The organism is Paenibacillus sp. FSL W8-0194 (assembly GCF_037969745.1).
Classification (GTDB): domain Bacteria; phylum Bacillota; class Bacilli; order Paenibacillales; family Paenibacillaceae; genus Paenibacillus_AQ; species Paenibacillus_AQ cookii.
In genome coordinates this window covers 3,513,930-3,530,729 of record NZ_CP150205.1, presented here as the reverse complement: position 1 = coordinate 3,530,729, position 16,800 = coordinate 3,513,930, and the positions used below count along the sequence as shown (strand labels likewise).

The window sequence follows — 16,800 nt, the reverse complement described above, 5'->3', positions numbered from 1 at the left end:
ATCGGAAAGGGAGAGTTAAACGCTTTCATAATGAGATTAAAAATCGCCCCATAAGTCTTTAAACAACCGCCTGTCTTCATGAAGGCGGTTTCTTTTATAATTTGATTGTAATCGTTTTCAAGACAATGGGAGGTTATATAAATGGCTGGAGCTAAAGTAAAAGGACAGGTCAAAACCCCTTTTGGCCGATTGACCTTCGGCGTGATGTTGGGCTACGGCCTGATGATGGTCGCACTCATGACGCCGGCGACACTGTTGTTGACATTCAAGATGATCGAGATCGATCCGAATGGATATACGTCGTCTTATGGCCTCGTGGCCGGAATCGGCGCTTTCTTCGCCTTGATCGGAAACCCTTTGGGCGGTGCGATCAGCGATCGGACGATCAACCGATTCGGACGCCGGCGCACCTGGATTTTGCTCGGCCCTTTGGTCGGCAGCGCCGCGCTTCTGATGATTGGCTGGACATCCTCGTTATGGCTCATCATCGTTGGGTGGGCAATTGCGCAGCTGTTCTTCAACTTCGGGATGGCGGCGTACACGGCCCTCATTCCCGATCAGGTGAAAGAAGAAAAACAAGGCACGATTTCCGGTCTGCTCGGCATGTCCTTACCGCTCGGCATCGTAGTCGGGATGGTATTGATGACATTGTTGCCCGATGTCTCCTCGGCCGCGAAATGGACGCTGATCGCCGCAATCGGCATCGTAGGTCCGATCATCAGCCTGTTCCTGATTCAAGAAGGAAAAGTGGAAATTATCCGCGAGCATAACACGGTCGTGCCGCTCGGCGAAAAGCTGAGCAAAATTTACCCTAGCCCGCGGCGGTTCCCGATGTTTTCCTGGGCGGTCGCTTCGAAATTTCTAATGATGATGGGATACTGCAGCAGCCTTTACCTCACGGTGATGCTTGTCAACCGGATGGGTTACACGGAAGCCCAGGCGACATCCAGCGTGGCTACCGTGAACATTATTTCCACGATTGCCATGGCGCTGACCAGTATTTTCGGCGGGATGTTGTCGGATAAATTCCGAAAGCAAAAACCGTTCTTGTATATGTCTGCATTCATTATGGTGATTGCCGTTCTGATATTTGCGTTTGTTCCTCATTACTTGGCTTATGTCATCGCATCCGCGGTGCTTGGCCTTGGGTTCGGCTGTTTTTCCGCCGTCGATATGGCTTTGGTGGCGCGCATTCTGCCGCGCAAAGAAGATTCGGCCAAGGACTTCGGCATTATGAACGTGGCAAACGCCTTGCCGCAATCGATTGTTCCGGCGATTGCTCCGCTTCTGTTAAGCGCAGGCACATCGATTGGAATTGGCAGCTGGACGTTCTTCTACCTCGTCCTTGCCATATTCACGGCAATCGGCATGATCTCCATCAAGCCGCTGCCGGAAGTAGGCGAGCCCGTAGCCACAGAGAACGGAACCGAAACGGCAGGCATCGGCCTTGCGGCAGGCAACATAAACTGAACGTAAAACTCGGATAAAAATAAAGAGAATCGGGGAGAGCAAATATGAGAGACCATACTCTAGATACGATCAATAAGACAGAAGAAACCGTTCGATATGTAAAAAATCCCGGCGGCCCCACGCTGGGCTACAGCGAGGAATCGGGCGTGGGCATCATCGAACAGGACGGCTTGTTCTTCAAGGATTTAAGCCGTGATGGCAAACTGGACAAATACGAGGACTGGCGGCTGTCGCCGGAGGAGCGGGCGAAAGATCTGGCCTCGAAAATGACGGTCGAGCAGATTGCCGGCCTGATGCTGTACAGCCGCCATCAGTCCATTCCCGCGCTCAGTACCGGCTGGTTTTCAGGCACGTACGGCGGGAAAACGTATGAAGAGAGCGGAGCGAAGCCCTGGGAACTGACCGATGAGCAGATCGCATTTTTGACCAAGGACCATGTGCGGCACGTGCTCGTAACCACGGTGGAAAGTCCGGAAGTTGCGGCGCGCTGGAACAATAAAATCCAGGCGTTTGCCGAAGGCACCGGCCTCGGTATTCCGGCGAACAACAGCTCCGATCCCCGCCACGCTTCGGATTCAAGCTCCGAATTCAACGCGGGTGCGGGCGGCCATATCTCCATGTGGCCCGAGACGCTCGGCCTGGCGGCGACTTTCGATCCCGAGATCACGAAGAAGTTCGGGATGATCGCTTCCCGGGAATATCGCGCGTTAGGGCTAGCAACCGCCCTGTCTCCGCAAATCGACATTGCTACGGAGCCGCGCTGGTTCCGGTTTAACGGCACGTTCGGCGAAGATTCGAAGCTCGCCGCCGATCTGGCCCGCGCTTATGTCGACGGCTTCCAGACATCCGAAGGCGAACGGGAAATCGCGGACGGTTGGGGTTATGACAGCGTCAACGCGATGGTGAAGCATTGGCCGGGAGGCGGATCGGGCGAAGCCGGAAGGGACGCCCACTACAGCTGCGGGAAGTATGCGGTGTATCCGGGCAACAACTTTGACGAACATCTGGTGCCTTTTGTTGACGGGGCATTCAAGCTGGACGGCAAAACAGGGAAGGCGTCGGCCGTCATGCCGTATTACACGATCTCCTTCGGCCAGGACACCGTAAACGGCGAAAATGTCGGCAACTCTTATAACTCGTACCTGATTCGGGATTTGCTGCGCGGCAAATACGGGTATGACGGCGTCGTATGCACGGACTGGATGATCACGGCCGACGTCTCCGGTGCCAAGGATTCTTTTCTGAGCGGAAAACCATGGGGCGTGGAGGATTTGACCGTGGCCGAGCGCCATTACAAGCTGCTGATGGCGGGCGTTGACCAATTCGGCGGCAACAATGAGATCGAGCCGGTGCTTGAGGCTTACAAGATCGGGGTTCGCGAACACGGCGAAGCCTATATGCGGGAACGCTTCGAGCAATCGGCCGTCCGGCTGCTGAAAAATATGTTCCGCCTCGGCTTGTTTGAAAATCCGTACCTCGATCCGCAGGAAAGCGCCAAGCTGGTCGGGAACCCCGAATTTATGCGGGAAGGTTACGAAGCACAGCTTAAATCGATCGTCATGCTCAAAAACAAAAACGGGGTGCTCCCGCTTCGTGCAAAAAGCAAAGTTTACATCCCCAAACGTTTTCTTCCGCCGGGAAAAGACTGGTTCGGCCATCCGACGCCGGAAAGCTATGATTATCCGGTCAACCTGGAGGTCGTCTCGAAATATTTCGAAGTCACCGACCAACCGGACGAAGCGGAATTCGCCCTTGTCTTTATCGCATCACCGAAATCCGGCACCGGCTACAGCCAGGAGGACGAGGAGCAGGGCGGAAACGGTTATGTGCCGATCAGCCTGCAATACAAGCCGTATACGGCAGAGTATGCCCGGGAAGTCAGCCTGGCCGGCGATGAACACGGGAAGGAACCGCGAAACCGTTCTTATAAAGGAAAAACCGTTATTCCGCATAATACGACGGATTTAAACATGGTACTGGAGACGAAGGAAAAAATGAAAGGCAAACCCGTCATCGTCTCCATGGTGCTGAGCAATCCCACGGTCGTTTCGGAGTTTGAAGCGGAAGTGGATGCCATCCTTGCGAACTTCGGCGTTCAGGATCAGGCGATCATGGATGTATTGACGGGGGCGGCGGAGCCGTCCGGGCTGCTGCCGATGCAAATGCCCGCCCATATGCGCACCGTCGAAGAGCAGTTGGAAGATGTCGCGCACGATATGGAGTGCCATGTCGATTCGGAGAAACATGTATATGACTTTGCCTTCGGGTTGAACTGGAGCGGCGTGATCGAGGATGAGCGAACGATGAAATATCGTAGAAGCTGACTCGTTTTAACCTAAATATGAGAGGGCTGTACCATTGCCATGAGGATGGCTTTTGGGACAGCCTTCTTCTTGTTCTAGGAATGCTGAGGATCATCTGAAAATTAGCTCTGATCATTGAGGACTAAAACCGGGTATGATATGATAATGGATTTTAAATCTGCCGGTGCTCATTTTAACCCGACCCATAAGCATCATGGCCTTGAGAATCCGCAAGGAAGCCATGTCGGGGACATGCCGAACCTAGTCGTAGGCGCTGACGGCACCGTGGAAGCGGAGACGATCATTCAGCATGGAACGCTAGAGAAAGGCCAGCCCAACTCAGTGCTTGGACGCTCGCTGATCATCCATGCCGGCGAAGATGACAACGTCACCGATCCGGCGGGCAATTCGGGTGACCGTGTGGCGGGCGGAAATATCCCGGAGTAATCCGGCAAGCAGGCGGCGATATCGGTTAACACATAGAAATGCCCGTGAACAACGCATCTCCACCGGGAGATGCGTTTTTTTATCAGAAAGTATATTGATCCAGGTTATCTTCACATGCCCTGATTGTCCGTTATCCGATAGGCATAGCTGGGGCCGTCTGACAAAAGATATTCAACACGTTCGATGGTCACATGATCGCCAAGCACCGATTGAAACAGTTCGAGCTCGTTATCGGTAAAACAGGAACTCACAGCGACAGCCTCTGCAATCGGGCAATGTTTCTGTACGAATAAGAAGCTTCCGTCCTCCTGCTCTTGTATTTCCGGAAAATACCCTTCGTTCATACGGATCATGACCAGCTTTTGGAGCCTGTCCCTTAGGCTGTCCGCATCCGACAAATGCTCCTGATATTTTATTATTTGATTATGTTTGAGGTCCTCAAGCACTCTCCCCAATCCTTCATCTCCGAACGTGGCCCTGACCGAATGAAGTAAATCGACCGATAATTGCAAATAGCCGTTAGGAAACCAACGGTTGGCCAAGGCCGTCAGCCTCCATATTTTCGCTGGCCTGCCGATGGGACGAGCCTCTTCCTCATATTCAACGACTTCCTGTTTCTGTAGTTCATATAAATGCTGACGCACAGCCATCCCTGTCAATGATAACTTCGAAGCTAACGTAACGGCATCCATAGGACCGTGCTGCTTCAGCAGCGTTACAATGGCTTTTCTGGTGGATGTTACAGATGACTCGTCCTTCTTTTTCAATGGTTCACGACCCCCACATCACATATTACGAAAGTTGCTGCTCTCCTCACATTCTAAAGAAAGTTCTTTACAAAGTCAAAAGAAACTGGTTAAATTTGTTTTATAAATAAAATACTTTATAAAGTATAGTCCATCAAAAGTGGCCTATGAATGGAGGAAATGACTTGACAACAACGTTATTTATTCAAGCGAGCAATCGCCCGGCGGAGCATGCCGTCAGTGTGCAAATGTACGAAGCCTTCTTGACAAGCTATAAGGAATCCCACCCGCAGGAGACGATTGCGGAAGTGAATTTATTTCATGAACCGCTGCCTTATCTGGGGACCACGATGATTACGGGAAATTATAAAATCGCCCAAGGTTTGACGCTCACCCCGGAAGAAGAAGGCGAGCAACAGATGGTTCGTAAATACCTGGATCAGTTTCTTGCAGCCGATAAAATCGTTATAGCTTTCCCGCTCTGGAATTTGACGGTTCCAGCCGTCTTACATTCGTATCTGGACTATCTGCATCAGCCTCGCAAAACCTTTAAATATACAGCGGAAGGCTTGGTCGGACTATTGCAAGGCAAGAAAGTCGCTCTATTAAATGCCAGAGGCGGTATCTATGCAGAACATGATGAGCTTGCGGTTACTTTCGTCAAAAGGCATTTGCAGGTGTTCGGCATTACGGACATCACCACGATTGTTATAGAAGGTCATAACCAATACCCTCATCGCAGGGAGACGATCATTGCGGAAGGTCTCAGAAACACGGCACTTGCGGCGAAAATGTTCTAACAATCGGCTGGATATCGAAAATAGAGGGAGTGGAGTCTATTGGCTCAACAACGAAGGTTTATCATACTGATGTCCATTGCTTTAGGCTTGGTGCTGACCGCACTGGATAACACGATCGTATCGGCAAGTGTCAACAAGATCATAGACGACATCGGCGGTCTGGATAGAGTCACCTGGATTTATACCACCTACGCGTTGGCCGGAACGAGCACGATGTTAATATTCGGCAAGCTCTCCGATCTTTTCGGGAGGAAAACCTTATATTTGGTATCCATTGGCATCTTCCTTCTGGGCTCTGCGCTCTGCGGAACGGCTCAGACGATTGAACAGCTTAGCATTTACCGGGTTATACAAGGAGTCGGATCCGGCGGTATTTTTCCGGTTTCCTTCTCCTTGATATACACCTTGTATACCGATCCCAAAGATTCGGGGAAATTGTCGGGGATATTCGGTGCCGTATTCGGACTCTCTTCGATTGCGGGACCGCAGATCGGCATGTGGATTTCCGAAACGTTATCCTGGCGTTGGTGCTTCTATATCAACTTGCCGATCGGTATCCTCTCGTTCGCGGCTCTGCTGCTGACGCTTCGGGAATCCCGAGCGGAGACGAAGCCGAAAATCGATGTGCTTGGTGCCATACTGATTGTCATTGCTACGGTCTGTTCCATGATTGCGCTCGAGCTTGGCGGTAATAACGTATCATGGGCCTCCTGGAAGATCATGGCCTTGTTCGGGATCTCGGTTTTGGCGGTCATAAGCTTTTTCATCGTGGAACGGCGGGCCATGGAGCCCATCTTGCCGCTCAAGCTATTCAAAAACCGTATGGTGACAGGAACAAGCATCGTCGTCTTCTGTCAAGGTGCTATCATGTTCGCCGCGATGACCTATCTACCGCTCTATACCAACTATGTACTGGGAGAAAGCAGATTAAATTTATTGTTGACTCCATTGATGCTCTCCATGATCATCGGCTCCGTTCTGATGGGTTTTATTCTCACCCGCTTCCAAGTTCGGACCGTCATGTTGGTCAATATGGTGATCGGAATCGTTGTTTCTTGCTTGCTAATGAGTCTTTCGTCGGCTGTCCCTTTTTGGCAATTCATTGGAATGGTTGTCCTGCTCGGGCTGGGCGTGCTCGGCCCTTTGAACAGTCTCAGTCAGAACGCTGTCGCTTACAGCGTTGAAGAGCGATTCATCGGTATTTCTTCATCACTTGTCGGCTTCTGCCGCAGCATGGGTGGCGTAATGGGTGCTTCGATTATGGCCGTCATCGTCAATTCCCAAATGAACGCGTCGGTCGAGACGGCAATTACACGATTCAACCTGAATTCGAGCTCCAACCCGTCCTATCATCCGCCGGATGCCGAAACCGTGCTGCGATATAAAGATCGTTTTGAACCAGAGCTGGTTTCCTACTTTACAGACGCGATGGATCATGCCATTACACAAGGGTTCGTTCTGCTTCTTGGGCTCTCCATCATTGGAGCCATCGCGGCTCTGACGGTCGGATCGATGAAAATAAAAAAACGTTCCGAGGAGACGTCCCGGGCTAAAACAAGTTCACGGCTTGAGATTTAAAATTACGCAAGAGAACAACTTCGGGATGGCGGCGTACACGGCGCTCATTCCCGATCAGGTGAAAGAGGAAAAACAAGGCACGATTTCCGGTCTGCTCGGCATGTCCTTACCGCTCGGCATCGTAGTCGGGATGGTCTTGATGACCTTGTTGCCTGATGTCTCCTCGGCCGCGAAATGGACGCTGATCGCCGCGATCGGCATCGTCGGTCCGATGATCAGCCTGTTCCTCATTCAAGAAGGAAAAGTGGAAATTATCCGTGAGCATAACACGGTCGTGCCGCTCGGCGAAAAGCTGAGCAAAATTTACCCTAGCCCGCGGCGGTTCCCGGCGTTTTCCTGGGCGGTCGCTTCGAAATTTCTGATGATGATGGGGTACTGCAGCAGTCTTTACCTCACGGTGATGCTTGTCAACCGGATGGGTTACACGGAAGCCCAGGCTACGTCCAGCGTGGCTACCGTGAACATTATATCCACGATAGCCATGGCGCTGACCAGTATATTCGGCGGGATGTTGTCGGATAAATTCCGAAAGCAAAAACCGTTCTTGTATGTGTCTGCATTCGATATGGTGATTGCCATTCTGGTATTCGCGTTTGTTCCGAATTACACGGCTTATGTCATCGCATCCGCGGTGCTTGGTCTTGGGTTCAGGTGTTTGCCGAAGGCACCGGCTTCGGTATTCCGGCGAACAACAGCTCCGATCCCCGCCACGCTTCGGATTCAAGCTCCGAATTCAACGCGGGTGCGGGCGGCCATATTTCCATGTGGCCCGAGACGCTCGGCCTGGCGGCGACTTTCGATCCCGAGATCACGAAGAAGTTCGGGATGATCGCTTCCCGGGAATATCGCGCGTTAGGGCTAGCAACCGCCCTTTCTCCGCAAATTGCGGGAACGCTTCGAGCAATCGGCCGTCCGGCTGCTGAAAAATATGTTCCGCCTCGGCTTGTTTGAAAATCCGTACCTCGATCCGCAGGAAAGCGCCAAGCTGGTCGGGAACCCCGAATTTATGCGGGAAGGTTACGAAGCACAGCTTAAATCGATCGTCATGCTCAAAAACAAAAACGGGGTGCTCCCGCTTCGTGCGAAAAGCAAAGCAAAGTTTACATCCCCAAACGTTTTCTTCCGCCGGGAAAAGACTGGTTCGGTCATCCGACGCCGGAGAGCTATGATTATCCGGTCAACCTGGAGGTCGTCTCGAAATATTTCGAAGTTACCGACCAACCGGACGAAGCGGAATTTGCCCTTGTCTTTATCGCATCACCGAAATCCGGCACCGGCTATAGCCAGGAGGACGAGGAGCAGGGCGGAAACGGTTATGTGCCGATCAGCCTGCAATACAAGCCGTATACGGCGGAATATGCCCGGGAAGTCAGCCTGGCCGGCGATGAGCACGGGATTGAACCGCGAAACCGTTCTTATAAAGGAAAAACCGTCATTCCGCATAATACTACGGATTTAAACATGGTACTGGAGACGAAGGAAAAAATGAAATGCAAACCCGTCATCATCTCCATGGTGTTGAGCAATCCCACGGTCGTTTCGGAATTTGAAGCGGAAGTGGATGCCATCCTGGCGAACTTCGGCGTTCAGGATCAGGCGATCATGGATGTATTGACGGGGGCGGCGGAGCCGTCCGGGCTGCTGCCGATGCAAATGCCCTCCCATATGCGCACCGTCGAAGAGCAGTTGGAAGATGTCGCGCACGATATGGAATGCCATGTCGATTCGGAGAAGCATGTATATGACTTTGCCTTCGGATTGAACTGGAGCGGCGTGATCGAAGATGAGCGAACCAAGAAATACCGTAGAAGCTAAACTAGGCATTTTGTTTCGTTCATTCCCATGAAAAAGGCCCTGCTTCCGCAAGCGATTCATGCCGCTTTCGGACAGGGCTTTTTTTGGCACGGGAAGCTGCCATGACGTTTGCCACTCGGGTTGGAGCGGCGGAGGGCGTTAATGGATCAGCTTGCTCTCCTTGGCTTTTTTGACGAGTCCGGCCGAGAGCTGGTTAATGATGCCTTTCAGCGCCAGACCGACCACCAGCGTGACGGCGGCATAAATGCACATAATCAGCAGGTCGTTCCGCACAATGGGCCAAATGATTCCGCCGACCGCTTCGCGCATCATGCTGATGCCATACGTAAATGGCAGGAAGGGATGAATGGCCCGGAAAAAAGCCGGGGTCGTCTGAATCGGAAAGGTGCCGCCGGAACCGGCAAGCTGAAGCACGAGCAGGACGATCGCCAGCGCTTTGCCCACATTGCCGAATACAGATACAAGCGTATAAACCATGAGCATAAACACGGCGCTGTTCACCATGCCAAACACGATAAACCACGGCTTGTCCACGACGTAGGTTCCGAGAATGTACATATCGCCGGCCGTGACCAGAACGGATTGCAGCAGCGCGATCGTCAGGAAGGTGAAAAATCGGCCAAAATACACTTCATAGTTTCGGTAGGGATGATCCCCGTGCACTTCCGTCGTCACGAGGGAAACAAGCAGCGTAGCTCCGACCCATAGCGCAAGGGTGCTAAAAAACGGAGACATCGCCGATCCGTAATTCGGAATCGGGTACAGTTTGTTTTCCTTCAGGACGACCGGTTCGGCAAAAACCTGGCTTTCCAGCTGGAAATTGTTTTTGAGGAGGCCGATGACTTCCTGCAGATTGCCTTTGCTTTCGAATTCCCTCATTTTGTTGGCCAGCTCGGTAATCTTTTTTTCGACCGTCGGCAATTCCTTTTTGATCTGGGCCAGACCTTGGGTGCCGATCGCCAGGCCTTTGGATGCGTCGCTTAAAATCTTTTTCACGTCAGGCACGCTTTTCAGCGCGTCGCTGAGCGTGTCGCGGGTTTTTTCCGCCGTTTGCCGCGCCTGGTTCACCCCGCCGAGAATGGCCGGCTGGATTTCGCTGTCGTATCTGTCCAGGATGTTGCCGAGCAGCTCCGAGGCGTCCCCGGACACCTTGCCCAGCCGGTCGACCAGATCGGAAGCGGGTTTTTCGCCTTTTTTCACGACGCTGCTGATCGTGCTGACAAGCGTCTGCTGTTCCTTCATTTTATCCTGCACCTGTCTCAGCCGCGAGCTGACGAATCCAAGTTTGTTCCCCGTCACTTTGTTCAGCTGGTCGAACCAAGCGATGATCTGGGATTGGACCTTGAGCCCGATATCCAGCCTGGAAGCCACATGATCGAGCATGTCGGTGACGACGGCCGGATCTACGTTCGGATCTTTTAAGGCGGAAGCAAGCTGCTGCGTCGAAATGGCGGTTTGCTGCAGCAAAAGCAGGTCTTGTTTGACGTTCGGAGCGATGTCTTTGGCGGCCCCCGATGCCTCGGTCAAAAAAGTATCCAAGCCGGACGCAAAGCGCTGCCCTTTTTCCGCGATTTCGGTCACGACAGGGAGACTGCTTTGGGCCTTTTTGACGAGTTTGTCGGTGGTTTGCACGTCATTCATGGCGGTATTGACGACGCGGTTGATCTCCGGAAAATCTTTTTCCAGCCTGAAAATCAACGTCCGTACCCTTTCGATGGTCGGCAGCTGCTCCTGCAGCTCGATGCCGAGCTCGTTAAATATTTTAAAAATGGTGCCGTTGGCCGTTTGGACGAAGTTTTTGCTGACTTCCTGAATGATGCCGCTGGCTCCCGAGGTGGCAATTTTCGGGGATACGGCGTTTATTTTTTCGTTGACGTAATATAAAATTTCGGCTTTGGAGGGTTGATCGGTGAGAACGGTGGCGATCGTCGCCGAAAAGTTGTCGGGAATGATGATGCTCGCATAATAGTCCCCGTGTTTGACGCCCCTCATGGCATCGGCTTCGCTAACGAAACGCCAGCCCAGCTTGTGGTTGTTTTTCAAGGAGGCGATGACTTCGTTGCCGAGGTTGATGGGTTTGCCCCTAAGGGTGGTGCCTTTGTCGTTGTTCGCGACGGCGATGGCGATATCGCCGGTGTTGCCGTAAGGATCCCACGAGGCTTTAATGTTAAACCATGCATACAAAGACGGCAGCATGGCCAATCCAAGAATGATGACCAATGCCGCCCAGTTGGTGACGATATTTCGGATATCCCTGCCAAAAATAAGTGCAATGTTTTTCATGAAGTCGCATCCCTCGCCTATGGAACGGTTTTTGTTAGTATTTGTCGCTTTATCCTATGTTAACCGCTCAAGGCGAAAATGAAAACATTACCAATCCATTCTGCGGATCAGCGAGGTGATGTGGGCGAGATGATGGCGTCCATGCCAGGCATACAAGCCGAGATGGCGGTCCAGCTTCGTGCTTCCGTTCACCGGGTGTATGTACGAGCGCTGCCAATCGTCTTCCTTCATGTTTTTGAGAATGAGGACCATGCGGGCGTGAACGCCCTCCAATATTCGAAGCGAAACCTCCGGCGCCGGAGCGGTGGAATCCACGAGTTCGGCCCAAAGATTTTCCTCGTACGGTTTAACCGTCGGCGCATCTTCGGTAAGCGCCAGCTTGATCCGCAGCATCGCGTTCATGTGGCTGTCGGCCAAATGATGCACCACCTGGCGAACGGTCCAGCCTCCAGGGCGATAAGGCGTATCCAGCTGCTCATCCGTAAGCCCGGCCACGGCATCCCTGACCTGGCCCGGAAGCGCCCGGAGCTGGTCGATCCAATAGCTGCGTTCGGCGGGACTGATCGTCTCGGACGGGGCAAATTCCCCGATAGGATAACGTAAATCGGAATTCATAACATGTACCTCCCCAATTGGAATGTCTCATCTTTTTACACCTGAAGCCCCTCTATATTTATTATATGTAGCTTCTTCCGTAAAACGATATTTTTCACAACTTTAACATAAGATCGCGCCGGTCTGCAGCATTTTTTTGCAGCTTGGACCGAACGGTTGGGCATTTCAAAGCGTATAGAAGATAACGAGACAAGGGGGAAGCGATGTTGGGACTTCAGAACATATCCGAAGAACAAGCCAGGTCCATATATAACAAACACTCGCCTTATGTGTACGGGATCGCGTTGATGTTGACCCGTTCAAGTCCGATGGCCGACGACATCATGCAGGAAACGTTTTTGCGGGCATTTCAAAAATTCGACCAATACGATCCATCCAGACCGCTCAGACCGTGGTTGTGCCGCATCGCCGTAAACTTAGCCAAAAGCGCCATGCGGAAGCAGAGATGGCTTTTCTTTCAAGCGGACCCGCCCGACATCGGCGACGAATTCCTGGTGGAGGAATCGATGATGAAAAGCGAAAGCGAGCGGGAACTTTGGGAATCGGTGAACAAGCTTTCGGCCAAAAGAAAAGAAGTGATCATTTTGCATTATTATGCGGAGCTGTCGCTGCCCGAGGTGGCTGAAGCACTCCATATTCCTGAAGGGACATGCAAATCCAGGCTTCATGAAGCGCTGAAACAATTAAGGCGCAGCCAGACTTTGCGGTGGCACGAGGTTCGATGCAAGGAGGAGATGCAATGAGCGCGAAACGTGATCCGGTACATGTTGAACCAAACGTAACCGAGCAGGACCAAATTATGCGGGAGCATGCCGGAAGCATGCTTAGAAAATGGGAGGAACATGAACCCGTTGCGCCTTTTGAAGACGTATGGGACCGTTATTTGTCGGCCGCAGAACGTAACCGGAGGAAACAACAAATCCGGAACAAGTGGCGGGCCGCTGCCGCGTCGTTCCTGGTGTTGGTATTGTTGGGGGGAGGCGTCTTATTTTCCTCGCCGGAAGTCAGGGCGGCCTTGTCCCGCTTTCCTTTCATGAAAATGCTGTTGGCGGGTGGGGGCTTTGAGCAACAGGGGTTATCGAAAATCGAACAAGAGGGCCTCGGCGTGCATCTCAATACATCGGTCATCGACCGCAATATCCGGTTTACGATGGATGAAGTTTTTTATGACGGGGTTCAAATCGTTTTGAATTATGACGTGGAATATTTGGACAAAAATAAAAAAATCGGCGAAAAAGACGTAGCCGTATACTATGATCTGCATTTTGACGGGGCAGAACCAACGGCAATGAGCACGCACAAATTTACGAAGCTGAGCGATCATGCTTTTATCGGAAGCACGCTCATCGATGCTTATCAATATCTCGACGGCTACAAGCTTCGTATGAACATTTCGCAGATAGGCCAAGTCAAAGGGGATTGGTCCGTGACCGTTCCTTTGTCCGTGTCGAAAACGAATCCCGGTACCAAAGTCTTTTTCCCGGGTAAAACCGTGGAGGTGAACGGCAAAAAAAGAACGATCGAACGCATCACGTTCACGCCGGTATCGACGCAGATCGCCATTCGTACCAGCGAATACAGGGAACACGAAATTTCTTACAGGCTGCGGGACGATCTTCAAACCGATTTTGCAATGTCCGGAGGCATGGGGGGAGAATATGAAATCATCCGCAATTTCGGGCCGGCCTCCGCCATCAATCCGCATCCCAAATATGTGGAAGTGTTGTTCGACGACCCGTCCAAAAAAGCTGAAAATTTCATTCAACGTGAGGAACAAGCGCCTTTGAATGAATCATTTCCGATCACGCTGAAGGGTCGAAACGGCGGGAAGGTCACCGTTACCCGCGTCGATTATAAGGAAGAAGGAGCGATCCTTACTTACGAAGCGAGCGACGCCGATAATCAATGCCCTACGTTGCTCTTAATTGATTCCAAAGAAAAGGAACATTTCAGGATCGGCCAGCCGGTCAGAATCTCCAAAGAGCGGTTTGAATTTCAAATGACATTCCCCAAACTGGAAAGCGGCTCGCTGAAACAGATCAAAATGATTTCGTACGACGACAAGCCGGGGTATAAACCGAAACCGCCGACAACGATCCGGGTGCCTCTCGACTGGTCCAAACCGTAATTGCTTTACAGGCAAAAAAGGACATGGCAAGCAGCAACAATGCTGGCAAAATGCCATGTCCTTCGTTTGTTATGTTGCGTTCCCTTGCTCCCAACCCGTGGGATATCTCAAGGAATGTTGTACTGCGCCAGCTCCGAGACCGTCACGAAACGATAACCCCGTTTTTTCAGCTCAGGCAAAATTTCCTTTAACGCGTCCACCGTTTGCGACCTGCCTTCGACGTGGTCATGCATCAGCACGATGTCGCCGTTGCGGGCGTTGCCGAGCACTTTGTTCACGATTTTTTTGACGCCCGGGCGGTTCCAGTCCCACGTATCCTGATGCCAGGACCACATGACCACCAAATACCCGTTTTTTTTGCAGGTTTCGATCATCCGGTCGCTATAATAACCGCCGGGAGGGCGGAACAGATACGATTTTTTCCCCGTCGCCTTGAAGATGGCCTCCTGCGTGCGCAGCAACTGGCTTGCGATCGTTTCCGCGGAGCTGCCGCGGTTGAAATAAGCATGGTCGTACGTATGGTTTCCGAGCTCATGCCCTTCGGCCACTTCGCGCCGCACCAGCTCGGGATGTTTTTCCACCTGCTTGCCGACGACAAAAAAAGTGGCTTTGGCATCGTATTGCTTCAGCAGATCGAGAATCTGCGTCGTTTCCTCCGGATCAGGCCCATCGTCAAAGGTAAAGGCGATCACCTTCTCTTTGTTCGGAATTTCCCAGACGACATCCCCGCGTTGTTCGTAATATTCCCGCCCTTTATTTCCGGAAGGGGCCGCGGCCGCCGGAGCGAGAATTCCGGTCGCCAAGACGGCGGCACAAGCCGTCAGCAGCATCCTCCGCATGTAAATTTGCATGGTTTCAACCCCTATATGTAAATGGTGTCCATGACCCGTTCCCAAAGTCCGTAGGTAGTATGCGACGGAGAGGACGCGAACATACATGGCATGGCCCGGAGGGGTCAGGCATTTTTCCCGGCTTCATGCTACAATATGTTGAAAAAGCCTTTTCGGGAGGGCCTTATGTCTTATACGCAAATCAAATGGATGATTTTGATCGTTCCGACGCTGACGGTCGGGCTGTGGGAATATGTGCGCCATACGCTGTTGATGCCGTATTTGTCGATGGAGGCGGGGAATTTTTTGACTCCGGTCATCGTCTTTCTGATCAGCATGACGCTGCTCAGCCAGCTGTTTCACCGGCTGGAGCAGGTTCAGGAGGAGCTGAACAAGGAACGTGCGGAAAATGCGGCGTTGGCCGCGAGGGATCTTTTGGCACGGGAACTGCATGACGGCATCGCACAGTCGCTGTTTCTGTTGTCCGTCAAAATGGACCGGGCGGAAGCGCGGCAGCATGGGCTTGCGGCGCAAACGGAGTTCAAGGAAATGCGCAAGCTGGTGCACGAGGTGAACCGTTACGTGAGACAAGCGATCGCGAACTTGCGTTTTCAGGCGAATGCCGACGAACAGGAGATCGAGGATTCCATGAAATCGCGGATCGAGCATACGGCCAAGGAAACGTTCATCCATCCTTCGATCCAATGGGACATCCCCGATCCGGTTTTTACCGCCAAGGAAAAAGTGGAGCTGCTCGCCTGCATCCGCGAAGCGCTGCTCAATGTCCGCAAACATGCCCACGCGGATCTGGTGACGGTGACCGGCAGCGGGGATGCGGAGGCTTGGGTGGTGCGGATCGACGATAACGGCAGGGGGACGATCCTGGACCCTTTTCAAATGAAAGACCGGTACGGGCTGCGGATCATGAAGGAACGGGCGCAGGAGCTGAGATGGCAGGTCGATTTTATCCCGCTTTCCAAGGGGAGCCGGGTCGAGATCAGGAAGGGGGCTGAAACATCATGAATACGTATCGCGTTTTGATCGCCGACGACTCCGCGCATGCCCGCGAGGCGGTAAACGAGATTTTGTCCGGGGATGCTTCGTTCGAAGTGGTGGGACTGGCCACAAGCGGGGAGGAGGCCGTTGCGATGACCGAATCCCTGATGCCGGATCTCATTCTGATGGACATCCAGATGCAGGGAATCGGAGGGCTTGAAGCGACGAGGCAGATCAAGCTGCGGTTTCCGTACGTCAAAATCGTGATCATTACCGTTTCGGACGATGCGTCGCATTTGTTCGAAGCGTTGAAGCAAGGGGCGCAGGGGTATTTGCTTAAAAACTTGTCCCCTTCGACCTGGATCGAATATTTGCACGCGATCATGAGCGACGAGGCGCCGCTTAGCCGGGAATTAGCCACGCAAATTTTGCGCGAATTCCCGTTGGCGGCGAAAAGCCCGGAGCATCATGAGACGCTGACCAACAGGGAGCGCGAAATTTTGAACTGGGTGGCGTCGGGTTTGACCAACAAAGAGATCGCGGCGGAGCTGCATATTTCGGACCAGACGGTAAAAAACCATTTGAAAAACATTTTGCAGAAGCTTCATCTGGAAAACCGGGTCCAACTGACGCGTTACGCGATCGAAAAAGGGCTTGTCGGAAGAAAGCCGGGTTTGTTCACAAAACTGTGGAAGGAATGACTGTTTTCGATGAACTTGGGGCTGCGGCAGCATGAAGCTCAGAAACCGAAAGCGGGCATGAACCAGGAAGGCGAAGGACGCGGGCAGC

At 52.4% G+C, this 16,800-nt stretch carries 13 protein-coding genes and 2 pseudogenes; 11 read left to right on the top strand and 4 right to left on the bottom strand.

Annotation, left to right across the window (positions count from 1 at the left end):
* Positions 1-141 precede the first annotated feature (141 nt).
* The 3 genes from MKY58_RS15830 (at position 142) to MKY58_RS15820 (ending at position 4,220) form a co-directional block, all read left to right on the top strand.
* Positions 142-1,470 (top strand): MFS transporter, encoded by a 1,329-nt coding sequence (locus MKY58_RS15830; protein WP_339321128.1) that lies wholly within the window; start codon positions 142-144, stop codon positions 1,468-1,470.
* 44 nt (positions 1,471-1,514) lie between these two features.
* A complete protein-coding gene (locus MKY58_RS15825) occupies positions 1,515-3,794 on the top strand; it encodes a glycoside hydrolase family 3 N-terminal domain-containing protein (protein WP_339321127.1) in 2,280 nt (759 codons plus the stop codon).
* Positions 3,795-3,938: 144 nt separating this feature from the next.
* The gene (locus MKY58_RS15820) at positions 3,939-4,220 is read left to right on the top strand and encodes a superoxide dismutase family protein (RefSeq protein ID WP_339321126.1); all 282 of its coding nucleotides are present in this window, start codon (positions 3,939-3,941) and stop codon (positions 4,218-4,220) included.
* Between the two features lie 110 nt (positions 4,221-4,330).
* On the opposite strand, the gene MKY58_RS15815 is transcribed toward MKY58_RS15820, so the two are convergent.
* A complete protein-coding gene (locus tag MKY58_RS15815; RefSeq protein ID WP_339321125.1) occupies positions 4,331-4,987 on the bottom strand; it encodes a transcriptional regulator in 657 nt (218 codons plus the stop codon).
* 164 nt (positions 4,988-5,151) lie between these two features.
* Between MKY58_RS15815 and MKY58_RS15810 the strand changes: the two genes are divergently transcribed.
* From MKY58_RS15810 to MKY58_RS15795, 4 genes and pseudogenes are all read left to right on the top strand, one after another.
* Entirely contained in the window at positions 5,152-5,766 is a 615-nt protein-coding gene (locus MKY58_RS15810; RefSeq protein WP_339321124.1) for an FMN-dependent NADH-azoreductase, read from the top strand.
* A gap of 39 nt (positions 5,767-5,805) precedes the next feature.
* Complete coding sequence (locus tag MKY58_RS15805) at positions 5,806-7,344, top strand: DHA2 family efflux MFS transporter permease subunit (protein ID WP_339321123.1); 1,539 nt, start codon at positions 5,806-5,808, stop codon at positions 7,342-7,344.
* 25 nt (positions 7,345-7,369) lie between these two features.
* Positions 7,370-7,933: pseudogene (locus MKY58_RS15800) on the top strand (MFS transporter); the annotation flags it as partial.
* A gap of 56 nt (positions 7,934-7,989) precedes the next feature.
* Positions 7,990-9,159: pseudogene (locus tag MKY58_RS15795) on the top strand (glycoside hydrolase family 3 C-terminal domain-containing protein); the annotation flags it as partial.
* Between the two features lie 138 nt (positions 9,160-9,297).
* On the opposite strand, the gene MKY58_RS15790 reads toward MKY58_RS15795, so the two are convergent.
* On the bottom strand, positions 9,298-11,442 hold the full coding sequence (locus tag MKY58_RS15790; RefSeq protein WP_339321122.1) for a YhgE/Pip domain-containing protein: 2,145 nt from the start codon (positions 11,440-11,442) through the stop codon (positions 9,298-9,300).
* An 87-nt stretch (positions 11,443-11,529) separates the two neighbouring features.
* Positions 11,530-12,057 carry a YfiT family bacillithiol transferase gene (locus MKY58_RS15785; RefSeq protein WP_339321121.1) on the bottom strand — a complete coding sequence of 176 codons (528 nt, stop codon included), beginning with the start codon at positions 12,055-12,057 and terminating at the stop codon, positions 11,530-11,532.
* A 203-nt stretch (positions 12,058-12,260) separates the two neighbouring features.
* On the opposite strand from MKY58_RS15785, the gene MKY58_RS15780 reads away from it, so the two are divergent.
* Together MKY58_RS15780 and MKY58_RS15775 are read left to right on the top strand one after the other, a co-directional pair.
* Positions 12,261-12,800 (top strand): sigma-70 family RNA polymerase sigma factor, encoded by a 540-nt coding sequence (locus tag MKY58_RS15780; protein WP_339321120.1) that lies wholly within the window; start codon positions 12,261-12,263, stop codon positions 12,798-12,800.
* Positions 12,797-14,185 (top strand): DUF4179 domain-containing protein, encoded by a 1,389-nt coding sequence (locus MKY58_RS15775; RefSeq protein WP_339321119.1) that lies wholly within the window; start codon positions 12,797-12,799, stop codon positions 14,183-14,185. Before MKY58_RS15780 ends, MKY58_RS15775 begins: the two co-directional genes overlap by 4 nt.
* A 107-nt stretch (positions 14,186-14,292) precedes the next feature.
* Here MKY58_RS15775 and MKY58_RS15770 read toward each other — a convergent pair whose 3' ends face one another.
* Positions 14,293-15,036, bottom strand: coding sequence for a polysaccharide deacetylase family protein (locus tag MKY58_RS15770; RefSeq protein WP_339321118.1), 744 nt, complete (start codon positions 15,034-15,036; stop codon positions 14,293-14,295).
* Between the two features lie 165 nt (positions 15,037-15,201).
* Here MKY58_RS15770 and MKY58_RS15765 point away from each other — a divergent pair, with 165 nt between their 5' ends.
* Both MKY58_RS15765 and MKY58_RS15760 read left to right on the top strand, forming a co-directional pair.
* A complete protein-coding gene (locus tag MKY58_RS15765; protein WP_036710392.1) occupies positions 15,202-16,038 on the top strand; it encodes a histidine kinase in 837 nt (278 codons plus the stop codon).
* Complete coding sequence (locus tag MKY58_RS15760; protein ID WP_339321117.1) at positions 16,035-16,712, top strand: response regulator transcription factor; 678 nt, start codon at positions 16,035-16,037, stop codon at positions 16,710-16,712. Before MKY58_RS15765 ends, MKY58_RS15760 begins: the two co-directional genes overlap by 4 nt.
* Positions 16,713-16,800: the final 88 nt, after the last annotated feature.

What these genes read in the sequence shown, in the direction of transcription:
- MKY58_RS15830 (WP_339321128.1), top strand. Translation starts at nt 142, where the DNA reads ATGGCTGGAGCTAAAGTAAAAGGACAGGTCAAAACCCCTTTTGGCCGA.
- MKY58_RS15825 (WP_339321127.1), top strand. Translation starts at nt 1,515, where the DNA reads ATGAGAGACCATACTCTAGATACGATCAATAAGACAGAAGAAACCGTT.
- MKY58_RS15820 (WP_339321126.1), top strand. Translation starts at nt 3,939, where the DNA reads ATGGATTTTAAATCTGCCGGTGCTCATTTTAACCCGACCCATAAGCAT.
- MKY58_RS15790 (WP_339321122.1), bottom strand. Translation starts at nt 11,442, where the DNA reads ATGAAAAACATTGCACTTATTTTTGGCAGGGATATCCGAAATATCGTC.
- MKY58_RS15785 (WP_339321121.1), bottom strand. Translation starts at nt 12,057, where the DNA reads ATGAATTCCGATTTACGTTATCCTATCGGGGAATTTGCCCCGTCCGAG.
- MKY58_RS15780 (WP_339321120.1), top strand. Translation starts at nt 12,261, where the DNA reads ATGTTGGGACTTCAGAACATATCCGAAGAACAAGCCAGGTCCATATAT.
- MKY58_RS15775 (WP_339321119.1), top strand. Translation starts at nt 12,797, where the DNA reads ATGAGCGCGAAACGTGATCCGGTACATGTTGAACCAAACGTAACCGAG.
- MKY58_RS15770 (WP_339321118.1), bottom strand. Translation starts at nt 15,036, where the DNA reads ATGCAAATTTACATGCGGAGGATGCTGCTGACGGCTTGTGCCGCCGTC.
- MKY58_RS15765 (WP_036710392.1), top strand. Translation starts at nt 15,202, where the DNA reads ATGTCTTATACGCAAATCAAATGGATGATTTTGATCGTTCCGACGCTG.
- MKY58_RS15760 (WP_339321117.1), top strand. Translation starts at nt 16,035, where the DNA reads ATGAATACGTATCGCGTTTTGATCGCCGACGACTCCGCGCATGCCCGC.